Origin of the sequence: Microvirga sp. VF16 (assembly GCF_016864375.1) — a bacterium.
Lineage (GTDB): Bacteria > Pseudomonadota > Alphaproteobacteria > Rhizobiales > Beijerinckiaceae > Microvirga.
Window position 1 is genome coordinate 3,323,104 of record NZ_CP069354.1, and the last position, 16,665, is coordinate 3,339,768.

The window sequence follows — 16,665 nt, forward strand, 5'->3', positions numbered from 1 at the left end:
AAGCGGTAGCACTCAACCCTCACCCCGCCGCAGTTCCGGGAGATCGGCCCGCAACCAAGCTAAGCGAATGATGGCGCGTCCAGCCAGTGCCTGCACCCGCGCCAGCGCTTCCTCGTTCCGCAGGGCGTCGCCGGCTTCGAGGTAGAGGTCGGTGAGAAGCTCGGCCAAGGACACAGGATCGTCCGGAGGAGTCCCTCGGCCCAGGTTCCCTGGCAGAGCAATGGGAAATTGATCAAGCTCCTGCGCATGACGCCTTGCCTCGTCGGCGAAGCCCTTAACGCGCGCGCTGTCCTGAGGGGCTACTCTGGTCGCGAGAGGGGCGAGCAGATCGGCGAGGTGCCGCTCCAGAGCGGCGAGGTCTTTCCCAGTTGTCCCGTCTGCGGGACCGGCTCTCAATTTCCTGCGCTCGGCATGGAAGGCGTTCCGGCGCTCCCGCCGCAGGATCGACACATGCCCCAGCTCCTCATGGGCCATGGCCTCCGCCGCATCCTGGATCTCGGGTGCCTCCGCATGGGCGGCGACATAGCTCCAAAAGGCAAAGGCGCGCTCCTCGTTGCGCACCGCCATCGAGAGCGCCCGATAGGCGCTCAGCAGCTTGGGATCGGTCGTCGCGACGCCTTCATCGTCGAAAGCTTCCGGAAGCTTCCAACGAATTGCGGTCGGATCGGGATTTTGCCCCTTGGCGCTCTGCGACCAAGCGGCAACGCTATCGAGATGCCCCTGTTCATCTGCCGACAGTCGCTCAAACACTTCTGCCAGTGATGGATTGCCTTCCAGGCGCATTCGCACAGCAATCTCCGCATAACGCGTCGCAGCCTCATGCTCCATGGCGGAGGCGATGGCGAAAAGCTCCTCCAAGGACTTCACGGCACCTGACGGTTCAGCTTTCAACAGCGACATCGCGATCTCCGACGTAAATTGTGGCGCATACGAGACAGGTTAGACGCATCCGCATAGGGGTGACTTGCGCCAGATCAAAGACCTTCCCGCTCGCATGGCCCATAAAGTGCCTTGGGTTCATTGGCCACGTTTCAAGAACCCCGGGAAGATCAAGCTGCGACTGCCTGGACATTCCAACTCAGGCGCGACCGACATCTTCCCGAGTTGAATCACATGCTCCACCGTGGACGGTCCCCTGTTGGAAAGAGAACGCATCCCGCAACCTAGACGGCGCACTTGCCTGAGCTCCGTACACTCGATCTGCGGTGCGCTGATCCTCGGAATGCTTTTCCTGCTGCTAGCAGGCGCAGGCCCGGTTCTCGCTGCAGGGCGAATGGAAGAATTCCTACCCAAGGCTCAGCCTGCCGAGTTCTTCCCCGGTGCCGACCGCTTCGGAGCGCCCCAAGGGGATCCGCCGCTCGTTCCTGTCCATCAGGGAGACCGCCTGCTCGGCTATGTCTACCTGAACACCGATTTCACCGGCTCCACCGGCTATTCCGGCAAGCCGATCAACCTTCTGGTTGGGATCAATCCAAACGGCGTCATCACCGGAATCAAGCTGGTCGACCATAAGGAGCCCATCGTTCTCGTCGGCATTCCCGAGCGCCGGATCGTCGCCGCGGTGAACACGCTCGTCGGCAAGGACATGAAGCCCGTCGCGACCGGAGCCGAGCGGCCGCCTCAGGTCGACATTGTCAGCGGCGCCACCGTGACTGTCCTTGTCATGGGCGACAGTGTCGTGCGCTCGGCCGTGCGCCTCATCCGCAGCGGCCGCCTCGGTGCGGGAGGTGCTGCCGCAGGAACGGCCGCCCCTGCCTCGACGGCCGTGAGAACGCTCGATCTGTCGCAGAGCGAAATCCGCGACTGGCAGACTCTCCTGGGCGACGGTTCGGTCCGCCGCCTGTCGCTGACCGTTGGCGAGGTCAACGATGCCTATGCCAAGGCCGGCAACCAGGAGGCTGCAGCCAACGCGGAGACGGCCGATCCGGCCGACATCTTCATCGACCTCTATGTCGCACCCGTGAGCGTTCCCACCATCGGGCGCAGCCTGCTCGGGGAGACGGGCTATGAGCAGCTCAAGGCAAGGCTCAAGCCGGACCAGCAGGCCATCGTCGTGGCGGGCGAAGGAGCTTACTCGTTCAAGGGCTCAGGCTATGTCCGCGGCGGCATCTTCGACCGCATCGAATTGCTTCAAGAGGGCCAGAGCACCCGCTTCCGCGACCGCAACCACACCCGCCTCGGCGACCTTGCTGCGGAGGGGGCTCCGCCTCTGCGCGAAATCGCGTTGTTCATCGTGCCCGAGGACTTCAAGCTCGATCTCACCGAGCCGTGGCAACTGCAACTGCTCGTGCAGCGCAATGTCGGCGCGCGCGACAAGGCCTTCCTGACCTACAACCTCGAATACACACTGCCGGATCAGTATCTCCGGATAGAGCAACCCCTGCCGCCCGTCGCGCAGGCTCCTGCTCAAGTTCCGGCTCAGGCCCAGGTGCAAGGGCAACCAAGCGCACCCGCCCCTGCTGCCCCATCGACCGAACCATCGCTGAACGACGCCAACGCGCTGGCCGCGGGAGAGGTAGAGGAGCCGCTCTGGCTCAAGATCTGGAAGACCAACACCGTCTCCATCGGCATCACTGCCGTGGCGCTTCTGGTCCTCACGGGCATCTTCTTCTTCCAGGACGCCCTGGTGCGGCGTCCCAAGGTCTATGTCTGGGTGCGCCGCGCCTATCTCACCTTCACGCTCATCTGGCTCGGCTGGTACGCCAATGCCCAGCTCTCGGTGGTGAACGTCCTGACCTTCACCAATTCGCTCATCACGGGCTTCAACTGGGAATTCTTCCTCGCCGCTCCGCTGATCTTCGTCCTGTGGGCGGCGGTTGCGGCAGCGCTGCTGTTCTGGGGACGGGGCCCTTTCTGCGGCTGGCTCTGCCCGTTCGGTGCGCTCCAGGAATTGACCAACAACATCGCCCAATGGCTCAAGGTGCCTCAGATCACGGTGCCATGGGGGCTGCATGAGCGTCTGTGGCCGATCAAATACGTCATCTTCCTCGGCCTATTCGGCCTCTCGCTCTACAACATCGCGCTCGCCGAGGTCTTCGCGGAGGTCGAGCCGTTCAAGACTTCCATCATCCTGAAGTTCGTCCGCGACTGGCCCTTCGTCATCTATGCCCTGACGCTGCTTTCGATCGGCCTGTTCATCGAGCGCTTCTTCTGCCGCTACCTCTGCCCCCTCGGCGCGGCGCTGGCGATCCCCGGCAAGATCCGGATGTTCGAATGGCTCAAGCGCTGGCCTGAATGCGGCTCGCCATGCCAGCGCTGCGCCAAGGAATGTCCGGTGCAATCGATCCACCCGGAGGGCTTCATCAACGTCAACGAGTGCATCTACTGCATGCATTGCCAGGAGCTGTACCACGACGACCATCGCTGCCCGCACATGATCCAGGTGCGTCTCAAGCGTGAGAAGCGCGAAGCGCTTTCGTCCCCGTCCATGCGCCAAAGCAAAGATGGCGGCACAGGCCCCGCTAAACCCATCATTACCCATAAGGGCAAGGTAGTCGGAACGCCCACGGATGCGCCGACCACGGCCGATGTCCCGACCACCGCTTCATGAGCAAGAAGGAGGCTCACGTGTCACAGGAAGAAAAGAAGAATGGTTTCAGTCGCCGTCAGATGCTCGGAACGACCGCCGCCGCGGCCGCGGCGGGAGCCGCCGGTGTGGCGGGGGGCGTTTCCCTGAAGGATGCAGGCGTAATCACGCCGGCCGAAGCGCAGACGCGCCCGGCCACGCCGGCCGCACGGCCCGCCACCGCGGCCAAATATGAGGTCAAGCCTGGCGAACTCGACGAGTACTACGTGTTCTTCTCCAGCGGCCAGACCGGCGAGGTCCGCATCGTCGGTCTCCCATCGATGCGCGAACTGATGCGCATTCCGGTGTTCAATCGCGACAGTGCCACCGGCTGGGGCCAGACGAATGAAAGCCTCAAGATCCTTACCGAAGGATTGACGCCGCAGAACCGCGAGTTCCTGAAGGACCGCGGCGGCATCTACATGAACGGCGATCTCCACCATCCGCATCCGTCCTTCACCGAGGGCACCTACGACGGGCGCTACCTCTTCGCCAATGACAAGTCCAACACCCGCGTCTGCCGCATCCGCCTCGATGTGATGAAGTGCGACAAGATCGTTCAGTTGCCGAACCAGTCCACCGTGCACGGTCTGCGCGTGCAGAAGTACCCGAAGACAGGTTACGTGTTCTGCAACGGCGAGGATCGGGTGCCGATCCCGAACGACGGCAAGATCCTCGACGACCCGAAGCAGTACACCTCGATGTTCACCGCCGTCGACGGCGAGACCATGAAGATCGCTTGGCAGATCAAGGTCGACGGCAACCTCGACAACGTCGATGCCGACTACCAGGGCAAGTACGCCTGGTCGACCTGCTACAACTCCGAGGAAGGCGTCACGCTGGCCGAGATGATGGCCAAGGAGCAGGACTGGGTCGTCATCTTCAACCTCAAGCGCATCGAAGAGGCGGTGAAGGCCGGCAAGGCCGAAATGATCAATGGCGTACCCGTCCTCGACGGCAAAAAGGGTTCTCCGTACACCCGCTACATCCCGGTGGCCAACAGCCCGCACGGCATCAACACCGCTCCGGACGGCATCCACTTCGTCGCCAACGGCAAGCTGTCTCCCACCGTCACAGTCTTCGACGCACGCAAGCTCGACGACCTGTTCGACGACAAGATTCAGCCGCGCGACGTGGTCGTCGCCGAGCCGGAGCTCGGCCTCGGACCGTTGCACACCGCTTATGACGGCAAGGGCAATGCCTACACGACGCTGTTCCTCGACAGTCAGGTGTGCAAATGGAACATCGACCTGGCGAAGCGCGCCTACAAGGGAGAGAAGGTCAATCCGGTTCTTCAGAAGCTCGACGTCCACTATCAGCCGGGCCACAACCACACCTCCATGGGGCAGACCAAGGAGGCGGACGGCAAATGGCTGATCTCGCTGAACAAGTTCTCGAAAGACAGGTTCCTGAACGTCGGCCCGCTCAAGCCCGAGAACGATCAGCTCATCGACATCTCAGGCGACCAGATGGTGATCGTGCATGACGGCCCAAGTTTCGCCGAACCGCACGATGCCACCATCGTACATCGCTCGAAGATCAACCCACTGCATGTGTGGAAACGCGACGACCCATTCTTCGCCGACGCCGTGCAGGAGGCCAAGGCGGATGGCGTGGATCTCATGGTGGATTCCAAGGTGATCCGCGATGGCAGCAAGGTGCGGGTCTACATGACCTCGGCCGCACCGGCGTTCGGTCTCGAGAGCTTCCAGGTGAAACAGAACGACGAAGTCACTGTCTACGTCACCAACGTCGATGACGTCGAGGACCTGACCCACGGGTTCTGTATCGTCAACTATGGCATCAACATGGAGGTGGCGCCACAGGCGACGGCATCTGTCACGTTCACGGCCTCGAAGCCCGGCGTGTACTGGTACTACTGCACTTGGTTCTGCCATGCGATGCACATGGAGATGCAGGGCCGCATGCTCGTCGAGCCACAGGCGACCTGACATTATGGCAAGCCTTCGTACCATGGTACGCTGGGGATTGGCGGCGATCTTCGCCGCCAGTCTCGTCCTGCCCGCCCGGGCGGAGCGGATCACGGTCGGCTCGGCCGACAATCCTCAGGAAATCCTCGACCTCGCCGCAGAGGGAGACGTGATCGTCCTCAAGGCGGGTGAGCACCGCGGCCCCGTTCGCCTCACGCGCAAGGTGACGCTCGAGGGCGAACCGGGCGCGGCCCTCATCGGGCCGGGCAAGGGCAGCGTCGTCACCCTCTCCGCCCCGGAAGCTGTCGTGCGCGGCCTGACTATCCAAGGCTCTGGCCGAGACCTTGAGAAGATGGATTCCGGCGTCTTCATCGAGAAGTCGGCGGTCGGCGCCCTCGTCGAGAAGAATCACGTCAAGGGCAATCTCTACGGGATCTACATCCATGGCGCGCGCGATGCCGTCGTACGCGAGAATGAGATCATCGGCATCCAGGCGGGCCGCATGAACGACGCCGGCAATGGCGTCTCGGTCTGGGATGCGCCGGGCGCGAAGGTTCTCGACAACAGCTTCCGCTTCGGGCGCGATGGCATCTTCTCCGTCGCCAGCCGGCAAAATGTGTTCAGCGGCAACCGCTTCCGCGACCTGCGCTTTGCCATCCACTACATGTATACCAACGACGGACAGGTGACGAACAACGTGTCCGTCAATAATACGGTCGGGTATGCGATCATGTACTCGCATCGGCTGAAGGTCAGCGGCAATGTTTCGGATGGCGACCGCGACCGCGGCTTCCTGTTCAATTTCGCAAACGGCTCGCAGATCACGGGCAACACTGTGCGTGGCCGCCTCCAGCCGGCTTCGCGCTGGACGTCCGCCGGCCTGCATGACGCCGAAGCGCGCGAACACGGACTGCCAAAAGAGCGTGAGGCCGAGCCGGCCCTTGCAGCTGGCGACCGTATCGGCCCCGAGAAATGTGTATTCATCTACAACGCCAACCAGAACCGGTTCCGCGACAACTGGTTTGAGGGCTGCGAGATCGGCATCCATTTCACTGCCGGTTCCGAGGGCAACGAGATCGCCGGCAACGCCTTCATCAAAAACCGCAACCAGGTGAAGTATGTCGGCACCCGCTACCTCGACTGGTCGAAAGGCGGACGCGGCAACTATTGGAGCGACAACCCGGCCTTCGACCTGAACGGCGACGGCCTGGGCGACAACGCCTATCGTCCGAATGATCTTGTCGACAAGGTGCTCTGGACCGCGCCGCAGGCCAAGGTGCTGATGAACAGTCCTGCCGTGCAGGTGATCCGCTGGGCGCAGGCGCAGTTCCCAGCGCTGCTACCGGGAGGCCTGGTCGACAGTCATCCTCTCATGGCGCCGCCCGAGCGCCCGAAGCTCGCCGAAGGAGGCAAACCATGAGCGCAACGGTTGCCATCCGTCATGTTGTCAAGCGCTTCGGCCAAGTCGAAGCTGTCCATGATGTCTCCTTCGAGCTGAAGGAAGGCGAGACGGTGGCTCTCGTCGGCCACAACGGCGCCGGCAAGACCACCCTGATGAAGCTCATGCTGGGCCTGATTCGGCCAACCGAAGGCGGCATCACCGTTCTCGGCGACGATCCGGCCGCGGGAGAGTTCGCAGCGCGCCGCAAGCTCGGCTATCTGCCGGAGAACGTCTCGTTCAACGCCGCCCTGACCGGCCAGGAGACGCTGGCGTTCTACGCGCGCCTCAAGCGGGAACCGGCGAAGTCGGTCACATCGCTCCTCGAGCGGGTCGGACTCACCCATGCTGCCAACCGGCGGGTCGGCACGTACTCGAAGGGCATGCGCCAGCGTCTCGGGCTCGCGCAGGCGCTTCTGGGCGAACCGCGCGTCCTCCTGCTCGACGAGCCGACCACGGGCCTCGACCCGGCCCTGCGCCACAGTTTCTACGAGATCGTCGAGGAGCTGCGCGGGCGCGGCGCAACGCTCCTGCTGTCCTCGCATGCCCTGACCGAGCTGGAGGAACGCGCCGGACGGGTAATCATCATGAACCGCGGGATCAAGGTCGCGGACGGGACCCTCGACGAGCTGCGCCGCATCGCGCGCCTGCCGACCCGCATCCGGCTGAAAGTCACCGATGCGGGTTTGGCTACCGTGCCGAAATGGCTCGGTCCTGTCGATGCCTGGCGCCGGATCAACGGCCACATGGTCGAGATCGATGCGGGCCCTGACAGCAAGATCGAAGTATTGCGGCGTGCGACCGATGAAGGCGCTCCCGTCGAGGATCTCGATGTGGTCCCGCCGACTCTCGACGAACTCTACGCCCATTTCCTACTCTCGCAGGAGGCCGCGCGATGAGAAACATCCTGATCGTCGCGCGCAAGGAGATCCAGGAGGGCCTGCGCAATCGCTGGGTCCTGGCGACGACGCTGTTATTGGCAGCGCTTGCTCTCTCGCTCACCTTCCTCGGCAGCGCCCCGACCGGCACCGTCGGGGTGCGGGCGCTTGACGTGGTGATCGTCAGCCTGTCCAGCCTCACCATCTTCCTGCTGCCGCTGATCGCCCTGCTGATCTCGCACGACGCCATCGTCGGCGAGATGGAACGGGGCACGATGCTGTTGCTCCTGAGCTACCCGGTGGCGCGCTGGCAGGTGCTGCTCGGCAAGTTCGTGGGCCACCTGTCGATCCTCGCCTTCGCGACGCTGCTCGGCTATGGGGCCGCCGCGGGCGCACTGGCCGCAACCAGTGAAGCCATCGACTGGGAGAGCTGGACGGCGTTCGCCTCGATGATCGGCTCTTCGATCCTGCTCGGGGCTGCGTTCATCGCGGTCGGCTATCTCGTCAGCGCGCTGGTGCGCGAGCGCGGCACCGCCGCCGGCATCGCCATCGGCATCTGGCTCGTGTTCGTGCTGATCTATGACATGGCCCTGCTCGGGCTGCTCGTGGTCGACCAGGGACAGGTTCTCTCGGGCGGGCTGCTGAATGCCCTGCTCCTGCTGAATCCGACCGATGCCTACCGCCTGTTCAACCTGACCGGGTCTGGCAATGTGAGCGCGTTCTCCGGCATGGCCGGGGTCGCCCAGACCACGACGCTGAGCCCGTCCGTCCTCCTCGCCGCGCTTGCCGCCTGGGCACTTCTGCCGCTCGGGCTCGCGGCGTTCGCCTTCTCCAGGAGAGAACTATGAGACAGATCGCTTTCCTCGCGATATTCACCGGTGCGCTTGCGCTGGCGGGCTGCAACGACCAGAAGACCGCCGAGGCCCCACCGCCCCCGTACGAAATGACAGCCTCGGCCATCGGCCACTATTGCGGCATGAACGTGCTGGAGCATACTGGACCGAAGGGGCAGATCATCCTGGCGAGCCGCAAGGATCCGGTCTGGTTCTCGTCGGCACGGGACGCGATCTCGTTCACGCTGCTGCCGGAGGAGCCGAAGGACATCCGAGCGATCTACGTCTCCGACATGGCCAAGGCCCCGAACTGGGAGACCCCCGGGACGACGAATTGGGTTGATGCCAAGCAGGCCTCGTTCGTGATCGGCAGCCGCATGAAAGGCGGCATGGGCGGTGACGAGGCAGTGCCGTTCTCCGACAAGGGCGCGGCCGAGAAGTTCGCGGCCGAGAACGGCGGCCGCGTTGTGGCCTTCGCGGAAGTGCCGAAGGATTATGTCCTGGGCAGCACGAGTGAGACTACCAGCGCGGTGGGACAAGACCATGACGCAAGCGGGCAACATCAGGACCATACTGCCCCTGCCCCAAAGGATGGCCACATCCATTAGGAAACCAGCCATGCCCCCCCCTCTCTCCCGCCGACGCTTCATCGGGATCACCGCCGCCGCGGCAGGACTTGGCCTCGCGCCGTTCGAACGCCCGGCAAAGGCCGAGGCCCACCTGGTCACATGGCACGGCCAAGTCATGGGCGCGGTGGCGACGCTGCAGGTGCACCACCATGACAGAATCGTCGCAGGGCAGCTGGTCGAGCGCTCGCTCGCCGAGGTCCGCCGCCTGGAGGCGGTGTTCAGCCTCTACCGGGGGGATTCTGCCCTGGTGGCGCTGAACCGTCACGGCGTCCTGGTCGCCCCACCCGCGGAGCTGATCGCGGTCCTGGCCGAATGTCGCCGTTACTGGGAGTTGACCGGAGGTGCCTTCGACCCGACGGTGCAGGCATTGTGGGTTCTATACCGGGACCATTTTTCCAAGACCGATGCGAATCCCTCGGGGCCGTCCACTCTTGCCCTCCGTGAAACCATGGAACGGGTCGGGTTCGGCCAAGTGAGGTTCGACGCTAACCGGATCGTCCTTGCCCAGCGTGGAATGGGACTGACCCTGAACGGCATTGCCCAGGGTTACGTGACTGATCGGGTTGTGGATATTCTGCGCGCGGGCGGCATCCGCAATACGCTCGTCGACATGGGAGAGCCCCGAGCCATCGGGTCCCGCCCCTCGGGCGAACCCTGGCGTATCGGCATCGCCGACCCCGGCCGCCCCGAGCGGATCAACGACACGCTGGAGGCTGTCGATCAGGCCGTTGCCACTTCCGGAGGGTACGGCTTCCGCTTCGATCCGGAGGGCCGCTTCAACCATCTGCTCGATCCGCGAACGGGCACCTCGGCCCACCTGTATCGGAGCGTCTCCGTCTTGATGCCGACGGCGACGGCGGCCGATGCGTTGTCGACGGCGTTCAGTCTCGTGTCTGAAGACAGCATCGGGAGCATCCTAAAAACGGAGGGCGGAGAGGTCAGGCTGGTTACCGCACAGGGGGAGCTACGTGTCCTGACGGGCTGATGGGGCACCTCTCGACCACAGGCAATACCTTGTGATGTAGAGCTGTTTCCATGTGCATGGAATCATCTCCCGTCATTGAGTTACCGCATTTCGACGGAGAACCGGATCTACGTCGCCGAAAGATGCTCTAACCCCGCCCGCCACGTCGATGGCTTCTTCTCACCTGCGGTTGGGGCGAGGTGCTTTTGTACAGAATCCCGGCCACGGATTCCACGTCGGCGATCACCAATCGACGCCGATACCGCCTGATCTGGCGCTGCGCCTCCCAATTGCGGAGTGTCCGGCTCACTGTTGGCAGGGTACTTCCGATCAGATCGGCGAGATCTTGGCGACTGACGGGGAATGGAATCTCGATCCCTTCCGGTCCCTGTCGGCCAAACCTCTCGACGAGCTTGAGGATGGCGCGAACCAATCGATGTTCAACGGATTCGCCGGAGAGATCCCGCACCCGGTCCTCCATCTCTCGCAGACGCGTCTCAAGATCGCGGATAACGTTGAGGGCCACCTGAGGATAACGGTCAACGATTGCCCTGAGCGCGGGTGCCGGCCACTGCAGCTCCTCACACTCCGTGATCGCGACAGCATCAACTGGGTAGAACCTGTCGAGCAGCGCCGGACTGCCGAAAACTTCACCCGGTCCAACGTACTTGACGACCACGCGCGAACCTCGCGGCGTGGATTGCACGAGCTGAGCGACCCCGGAGACAAGGACATGGACAGCCCGGGCGGGTTGTCCAGCCGCGAATAACACAGTGTCCGCCGCGAGAAGCCGCCGCTTTGCCTGGCGCAACAGATCTCTCGCGACGTCTTTCTCGAGCCCGCTGAGCAGTCCGATGGACAGTGCTTCATCGTCCATCGCAATCTCCCGACGCGGATGTCAGACCTTCCCGACAGGACGCAAGCCCCCTGGCTCTTGTCATGTCCTCGGCACCGCATGCAGCTGCGAGACCGATATCCGCGAAGAGGAGCGCGATTTCATCGAAGACGCTGAGATCCGCCTCATCGAACGTGACCGTATCGAGCTCGCTGACAAGCTCCAGGAGCGCTGCAATACGTTCAGCTTGATGCCTCGCATCTAGGATGAGGGCGCGAAGCTGCCGTCGGCTTTCGAGCGCCTCAAAGCGCTCCAGGGCGTCATCAAGCTTCTCGCGGCATCTGCAGTCTAACTCAAGCGTTCCCAGAACTGCACGGACGCGATCTAAGAGATGTGACGGAGTTTGGTCGGTTGACTGTTCTTCCATTCCGGCCTCCTGCTGGTTTGCCTGGAATAAGAAGACACACTAGGTTCCGCGATTCATTGCGCTAGCGCAACGACTGTCGCGCGGCATGTGTGGGTAGTAGCCTGCTGTGTTCACCCCCTCGCCCTGGAAGCCAGCAGGCTAATGACAGCCGTGCTCGCGGCGACCGTACCCTGCCCGCGGCATAACTCTACCGGGACCCAATCGGCCAGTGGGGATCGACGCTTGCGTGAAAGGTGCAGCTGAAAAGAGAGGTCGCAGTCAGCTCCATGAAATTCTTGTCCTGTTGTTGCCCCACAGGCCGGATACGATGAAGGTCAAGCAACAGGAGAAGGCGGCTATCCAGCCGAGTCTTGCTGCGAACAGGAAAACAGGACTGGCCATGATCATGGCAGCGGAAATCCTTACAATTGCGGTCATGGCAATCAAGGCATAGGACGTGTTGGTGAGAGATGAGGGCTGGAACGACATTTGGTCACGTTTGCGCGTGACGCTGGTCATGACGGCTATCGCGATCGTTCCGAGGCCTCCGACCGACCATACGTGAATGATGGCTAAGTCTGGAATGGGATAAATCTCTGCCTGGACGATGCCCAGTCCCACGAAACCGAGATTCATCCAGGCAACACCCGCAAGTCCGGCAAGGATGCCAGCAATTGGGCGGATTCCCCACGGTCGCAGGAGAATCAGCCGCTTAAATCCCACAAAGCCCGCGACAAACGCCAGAATACAGAACGGAATGTCAAGCGACCATAACGCAAGTGCCCCGGCAGCAAAAACGCGATGAGCAAGCACAAGACCTGATCTTACAGGGGCAGGTGGCACCAAGCCCTCGCGTTCAAATGCAGCACTCACAAGGGCGAATGCAATACGACCGCCAAGCTCAAGGCAAAGCAAGATGATCGCGGAGAGACAGATTCGGGTGAAGACCGGACCCAAGTGGGATGCGTACGGAACTAGGGATCCTGTAATAGCCTGGATACCGACAAGAGCAACCACGTACGCTGTGCCGCGGACTCTCGCGACGATCGCGTGGCGCACGAAAACAGCACTTGCCGCAATGGTGGCAATGACCTGCAAAAAGAGGCTCGCTCTCGGCGCACACCATGTCAGTAGTAATGCCAGTGCATGGCAGACAAGCAGAACCTCGAGGACTCCAGGAGGCGCGATGGCGTGCCTGGTCCAGCGCGGAAGCGCCACGGACAGGAAGCCAATCAAAAGTATTGGTACGAAGCTCACCAAAAGGTCGCGCGGGTGCGAGCCGTCGTGGCCCAGGACAGCCATGGCGTTGATCGCTGACAGACACGCTAGTGCGAATGCGGCCCGAAACGTTTGCCCGCGACAAAGCTCGAGTCCCGCCTTGCTGCTCTCACGCTCCAAAGTTCATCTCTTGGCGTTGCGATGGAGACACTCACTCGAGCGGCTTCCTTTTCGGATGCCGATCCTGAAACCTGTCCGGCTCAGGCTGCTTGACGACACGAACACCGTCACGCCTCGGCACCATGGCCAGTTTGATACTGAATGCCGGCGCGACCATGAAGGAATCCATTGGAAAAGGAGATGCCGTCACATAGCGAGGCGAGAGTTACCCTACCCTGCTCGGGATCGATGAGACCGTCTGAGACGTCACGAAAGATTTTCGCGACTGCCACCATATCGCAAGTCTGCGGCGAGAGCCTGCAAGATGCGACACCCATTGCTTTGAAATCGGGAATGCTCTCGATCAGGTTGACGTAGGTTGATGACAGTGTCTGCACGCCGTTCACCGTCAGGAATTGCTGCCCGTCCAAGGTATCTGTCGCCAAGCCGTCGGGATCTTTTCCGCACACGAACTGGCAATTGTCCTTCGTGAGCTTGTGAAGCCGGGCATGGTAGCAGCGGGCCGAGATCGCCAACGGAGCCCGCCCGAAGGCCCAGACCTCAAGCTCCAGGTCCGGACAGGCTTCAGCTAGGATGCGGATGGATGCAGTGGGCAGCTCCGGCGGCAGGCAGACCCGACGCGCGCCGTTGTCGGACAGCCAGTTCAACGTCGCTTCATTGTAGACGTTCACGTAGGGACCAATCGCATGGGGGCGTCTGGCAAGATGCACGAGCGCCGACATGTCGTTGACCTCGACCAGATGATCCGCCTCCCGCGTCAGAGAGGCCATCTGCTTTCTCTCCCTTTCCAGAGTGACAAGCGCAAGCGAGCTCAGGAGAACCTCCTTTCCGGCTTGCGCCAGACGCTCAACGACCTCCGGGATCATGTCCTGGAGAAAAGGAAGGCGCTTCGAGCAGACGACTTCGCCAATGCAGACCGTATCGACGGGTGCCTCGTCCGCAATCCGAAAATGATAGTCCCGCCAGACGGAAGGTTCCCAGTTATACAGAACCGGGCCGAGCGTCAGCTTCATGGTGGTATCTCCCTGTCTCAGCGCCATGTCTTGCGATAGGCGCCCAGCGTGTTGCTCTGCCCCTCGCTCATCTGCTGGAGCATGCCGACGGGAATGGATCGCCCGTGATCCAAGGCCGCAAGGGCCTCGCGAAACGAGCGCACCACGTTCTCGATATAGGCGCGGCTGCGCTGCCTTCCCTCGATCTTCAGCGCCGTGACGCCCGCATCCCGCAGGCCGGGCAGGAGCGTGGCAGCATCGAGGCTGACAGGATCCTCGAAAATGTATCCAGTCGAGTGCTTGGTTTTAAACCGCCCCTTGCACAAAGTGGGATAAGCCGCCGCTTCGCCTTTCTCGAACCTATTGATGGTGAAGCCGCCCAGCCGTGAGATGACCGCGCCGCACTCTTCGTCATAGGTCACATGGCTCGCAGGCGAGCACACACCGTTCATGTTGGGTGACAGTCCGGTTGCGTAGGATGACAGGGAACAACGCCCTTCCGCCATCACACAAAGCCCCCCAAAGACGAACACCTCGACCTCACAGGCCGTCGCACGCGTGATGGCTGCGATCTCGGGCACACTCAGCACGCGCGGCAAGACCACGCGCTTCGCATTAAACCGCTCGACATAGAAATCGATCGCATCAGGATTCGCGGCAGCAGCCTGTACCGAGACGTGCAAGCGCGCTCGGGGATGAGCTTCCGTAGCATAAGCCATAAGCCTGACGTCGCAAAGGATGAGCGCATCGGCCCCGGCCGTCACCGCATCATCCACCGCTTTTCGCCACAAACCCTGGGCTCCCGCACGGGGAAATGTGTTGATGGCCACGAGCACTCTCGCGCCATACCGGTGAGCATACGCGACGCCATCCGAGAGCTCTTCGAGGCTGAAGTTCAAGCCCGGAAAGTTCCGGGCATTCGTCTCGTTTCGGAAGCCGCAATATACTGCGTCCGCTCCGGCATCCACGGCCGCGCGCAGAGAGGCCGGTGTTCCGGCCGGACAGATCAGTTCCATGGCGTTTGTCCTTTTGGCTCCTGACGATGCACTGCGGTCTCGCGTTTTTCCTCCACCGCCCGTCGGTGTCGGAATAAAACCTCCCCGATTTGTCCCAGAGGTCCGAACAAGGCAGCCGCTTCCCTGAGGACGTCGACACCTGCGTCATCGACCGCGTTCCGGAGAGCAAGGACCGCTTCGATGTCGCCCTCCACCACGATCGTGCGGGAAAAGAACAGAGCGTCGCCGTCGTATGATCCGTCGGCCATGCCGAGCAATGCGGCCAGCGGGCCGGAGATCTTGGCGTCGAGTGAAGCGGTCAGCCGGCGTACTGCTCGAATCTGTGGGGTCTGTGGGGTCGTGTCGAGGATGAACGCGAAAGGCACGTCGCAAGGAGCGAGACCATATCGCTTTCCGGCATGCAACCCGAGACGTCCGAATATGCGCGGATGCTGTCGCACAATCCTTCTCAGCACTGCCTTCAAAAACAGTTCGAGCGGCGGGAGGGGTAGAGGCCGCAATACAGCCGAGACGAGAGGAGGAAGAGTTGAAACGGGCGTGTGCAGTGGCGTCATGAGAGCATCCTTGAGGTCGATCTACATGCTGCGGCCAAGCTTGTATTTGCGCTGGAGCAAGGACAGAGACACCTCACTGGCCCATCGAACGAGACACTGAGCCGAGGATAGCGATGCGAAATCATGACCTGCCCGTTTTTCAGAACCTTCGCGACTTCATGACGTTTCTGGAAGCATGCGGTCGTCTCGTCCGGATCCGGGAGCCGGTATCCGTGGTGCATGAGATCACCGAGATCCATCGGCGGGTGCTCCGGGAGCACGGACCTGCCCTCCTATTCGAGCGTGCCGTCCAGCCGGATGGCCGGCCTGCGGACATGCCTGTCCTCGCCAATCTCTTCGGGACGACCGAGCGCATCGCCTGGGGGCTCGGGGTCGACCCGGGCGAACTCCCCAGCCTTGGCGAGATGCTCGCCGAGCTGCGCGAGCCGCGCCCGCCCCAGGACATCGCGGATGTCTGGCGAAAACTCCCGTTGGCACGAGCGGCCCTCGCCATGCGCGCCATGGAGGTGACGGGACTGTCCCGAACCGTGCTGACCGGCGATGCCGTCGATCTCGGACAACTTCCGGTTCAGATCTGCTGGCCCGGCGAGCCCGCGCCGCTCATCACCTGGCCGCTCGTCATCACGCGCCCGCCGGACAGCATTCACGTGAACGACTACAATGTCGGCGTGTACCGGATGCAGGTGCTCGGTCGAGATCGGACCATCATGCGCTGGCTCGCGCATCGTGGTGGAGCCCGTCATCATCGACAGTGGCAAGCGTCCAGCGAGCCGATGCCGACCGCTGTCGTGATCGGGACGGATCCAGCCACGACGCTGGCTGCAGTTCTGCCCCTCCCGGAGAACCTGTCGGAGTTGCGTTTCTCGGGTCTTCTGAGAGGGCGGCGCTCCAGGCTCACGCCCTGCGTCAGCATTCCTCTTCAAGTGCCGGCAGACGCGGAGATCGTCATCGAGGGGTTGGTATCCGCCAGCGAGACCGCACCCGAGGGACCCTTCGGGGATCACACGGGCTACTACAATGCCGTCGAACGATTTCCCGTCATGCAGGTAATCGCCATCACGATGCGCCGGGATCCGATCTACCTGTCCACCTTCACCGGACGCGCGCCGGACGAGCCTTCCCGCATTGGCGAGGCCCTCAACGAGCTGTTCGTTCCCATCCTAACTGTCTGGTGGCGGAACGTTGTTGGGACCAAGTGCGTTGCGCGATTGAGGAGTATGCTTGGC

Annotated in this window: 14 protein-coding genes and 1 pseudogene; 8 read left to right on the forward strand and 7 right to left on the reverse strand. The window is 62.5% G+C overall.

Going from position 1 to position 16,665, the window contains the following annotated elements:
- Positions 1-12: 12 nt before the first annotated feature.
- A complete protein-coding gene (locus JO965_RS15490; RefSeq protein ID WP_203439762.1) occupies positions 13-900 on the reverse strand; it encodes a ferritin family protein in 888 nt (295 codons plus the stop codon).
- Positions 901-1,222: 322 nt separating this feature from the next.
- On the opposite strand from JO965_RS15490, the gene JO965_RS15495 reads away from it, so the two are divergent.
- From JO965_RS15495 to JO965_RS15525, 7 genes are read left to right on the forward strand one after another with little or no spacing between them, the layout of a single operon-like run.
- Positions 1,223-3,550 (forward strand): NosR/NirI family protein, encoded by a 2,328-nt coding sequence (locus JO965_RS15495; protein WP_203439763.1) that lies wholly within the window; start codon positions 1,223-1,225, stop codon positions 3,548-3,550.
- Positions 3,551-3,567: 17 nt separating this feature from the next.
- Complete coding sequence (gene nosZ, locus JO965_RS15500) at positions 3,568-5,517, forward strand: TAT-dependent nitrous-oxide reductase (RefSeq protein WP_203439764.1); 1,950 nt, start codon at positions 3,568-3,570, stop codon at positions 5,515-5,517.
- Positions 5,518-5,521: 4 nt separating this feature from the next.
- Complete coding sequence (locus JO965_RS15505; RefSeq protein ID WP_203439765.1) at positions 5,522-6,916, forward strand: nitrous oxide reductase family maturation protein NosD; 1,395 nt, start codon at positions 5,522-5,524, stop codon at positions 6,914-6,916.
- A complete protein-coding gene (locus tag JO965_RS15510; RefSeq protein WP_203439766.1) occupies positions 6,913-7,833 on the forward strand; it encodes an ABC transporter ATP-binding protein in 921 nt (306 codons plus the stop codon). The genes JO965_RS15505 and JO965_RS15510 overlap by 4 nt, the downstream gene beginning before the upstream one ends.
- Positions 7,830-8,660: an ABC transporter permease gene (locus JO965_RS15515; RefSeq protein WP_203439767.1), complete on the forward strand. Its 831-nt coding sequence runs from the start codon at positions 7,830-7,832 to the stop codon at positions 8,658-8,660. The genes JO965_RS15510 and JO965_RS15515 overlap by 4 nt, the downstream gene beginning before the upstream one ends.
- A complete protein-coding gene (locus tag JO965_RS15520; protein WP_203439768.1) occupies positions 8,657-9,253 on the forward strand; it encodes a nitrous oxide reductase accessory protein NosL in 597 nt (198 codons plus the stop codon). The genes JO965_RS15515 and JO965_RS15520 overlap by 4 nt, the downstream gene beginning before the upstream one ends.
- 10 nt (positions 9,254-9,263) lie before the next feature.
- The gene (locus JO965_RS15525) at positions 9,264-10,259 is read left to right on the forward strand and encodes an FAD:protein FMN transferase (RefSeq protein WP_203439769.1); all 996 of its coding nucleotides are present in this window, start codon (positions 9,264-9,266) and stop codon (positions 10,257-10,259) included.
- Positions 10,260-10,386: 127 nt separating this feature from the next.
- Here JO965_RS15525 and JO965_RS15530 read toward each other — a convergent pair whose 3' ends face one another.
- The 6 genes from JO965_RS15530 to JO965_RS15555 all read right to left on the reverse strand — a co-directional run bounded on the left by JO965_RS15530 (position 10,387) and on the right by JO965_RS15555 (position 15,325).
- Positions 10,387-11,115, reverse strand: a complete 729-nt coding sequence (locus tag JO965_RS15530; RefSeq protein ID WP_203439770.1) for a Crp/Fnr family transcriptional regulator — start codon at positions 11,113-11,115, stop codon at positions 10,387-10,389.
- Complete coding sequence (locus tag JO965_RS15535; protein WP_203439771.1) at positions 11,105-11,500, reverse strand: hypothetical protein; 396 nt, start codon at positions 11,498-11,500, stop codon at positions 11,105-11,107. Before JO965_RS15535 ends, JO965_RS15530 begins: the two co-directional genes overlap by 11 nt.
- Positions 11,501-11,758: 258 nt before the next feature.
- Positions 11,759-12,781 carry an NnrS family protein gene (locus JO965_RS15540; RefSeq protein WP_246776572.1) on the reverse strand — a complete coding sequence of 341 codons (1,023 nt, stop codon included), beginning with the start codon at positions 12,779-12,781 and terminating at the stop codon, positions 11,759-11,761.
- A gap of 203 nt (positions 12,782-12,984) precedes the next feature.
- Positions 12,985-13,890 carry a U32 family peptidase gene (locus tag JO965_RS15545; protein ID WP_203439773.1) on the reverse strand — a complete coding sequence of 302 codons (906 nt, stop codon included), beginning with the start codon at positions 13,888-13,890 and terminating at the stop codon, positions 12,985-12,987.
- A 17-nt stretch (positions 13,891-13,907) separates the two neighbouring features.
- A complete protein-coding gene (locus tag JO965_RS15550; RefSeq protein WP_203439774.1) occupies positions 13,908-14,885 on the reverse strand; it encodes a peptidase U32 family protein in 978 nt (325 codons plus the stop codon).
- Positions 14,876-15,325: an SCP2 domain-containing protein gene (locus tag JO965_RS15555; RefSeq protein ID WP_246776573.1), complete on the reverse strand. Its 450-nt coding sequence runs from the start codon at positions 15,323-15,325 to the stop codon at positions 14,876-14,878. Before JO965_RS15555 ends, JO965_RS15550 begins: the two co-directional genes overlap by 10 nt.
- A 227-nt stretch (positions 15,326-15,552) precedes the next feature.
- Here JO965_RS15555 and JO965_RS15560 point away from each other — a divergent pair.
- Positions 15,553-16,599, forward strand: a pseudogene (locus JO965_RS15560) (UbiD family decarboxylase); the annotation flags it as partial.
- Positions 16,600-16,665 lie beyond the last annotated feature (66 nt).

Coding starts and splice junctions, on each gene's coding strand:
- JO965_RS15495 (WP_203439763.1), top strand. CDS start 1,223: ATGCTTTTCCTGCTGCTAGCAGGCGCAGGCCCGGTTCTCGCTGCAGGG.
- JO965_RS15535 (WP_203439771.1), bottom strand. CDS start 11,500: ATGGAAGAACAGTCAACCGACCAAACTCCGTCACATCTCTTAGATCGC.
- JO965_RS15530 (WP_203439770.1), bottom strand. CDS start 11,115: ATGGACGATGAAGCACTGTCCATCGGACTGCTCAGCGGGCTCGAGAAA.
- JO965_RS15490 (WP_203439762.1), bottom strand. CDS start 900: ATGTCGCTGTTGAAAGCTGAACCGTCAGGTGCCGTGAAGTCCTTGGAG.
- JO965_RS15540 (WP_246776572.1), bottom strand. CDS start 12,781: ATGGCTGTCCTGGGCCACGACGGCTCGCACCCGCGCGACCTTTTGGTG.
- JO965_RS15505 (WP_203439765.1), top strand. CDS start 5,522: ATGGCAAGCCTTCGTACCATGGTACGCTGGGGATTGGCGGCGATCTTC.
- JO965_RS15550 (WP_203439774.1), bottom strand. CDS start 14,885: ATGGAACTGATCTGTCCGGCCGGAACACCGGCCTCTCTGCGCGCGGCC.
- JO965_RS15510 (WP_203439766.1), top strand. CDS start 6,913: ATGAGCGCAACGGTTGCCATCCGTCATGTTGTCAAGCGCTTCGGCCAA.
- JO965_RS15520 (WP_203439768.1), top strand. CDS start 8,657: ATGAGACAGATCGCTTTCCTCGCGATATTCACCGGTGCGCTTGCGCTG.
- JO965_RS15545 (WP_203439773.1), bottom strand. CDS start 13,890: ATGAAGCTGACGCTCGGCCCGGTTCTGTATAACTGGGAACCTTCCGTC.
- JO965_RS15525 (WP_203439769.1), top strand. CDS start 9,264: ATGCCCCCCCCTCTCTCCCGCCGACGCTTCATCGGGATCACCGCCGCC.
- JO965_RS15515 (WP_203439767.1), top strand. CDS start 7,830: ATGAGAAACATCCTGATCGTCGCGCGCAAGGAGATCCAGGAGGGCCTG.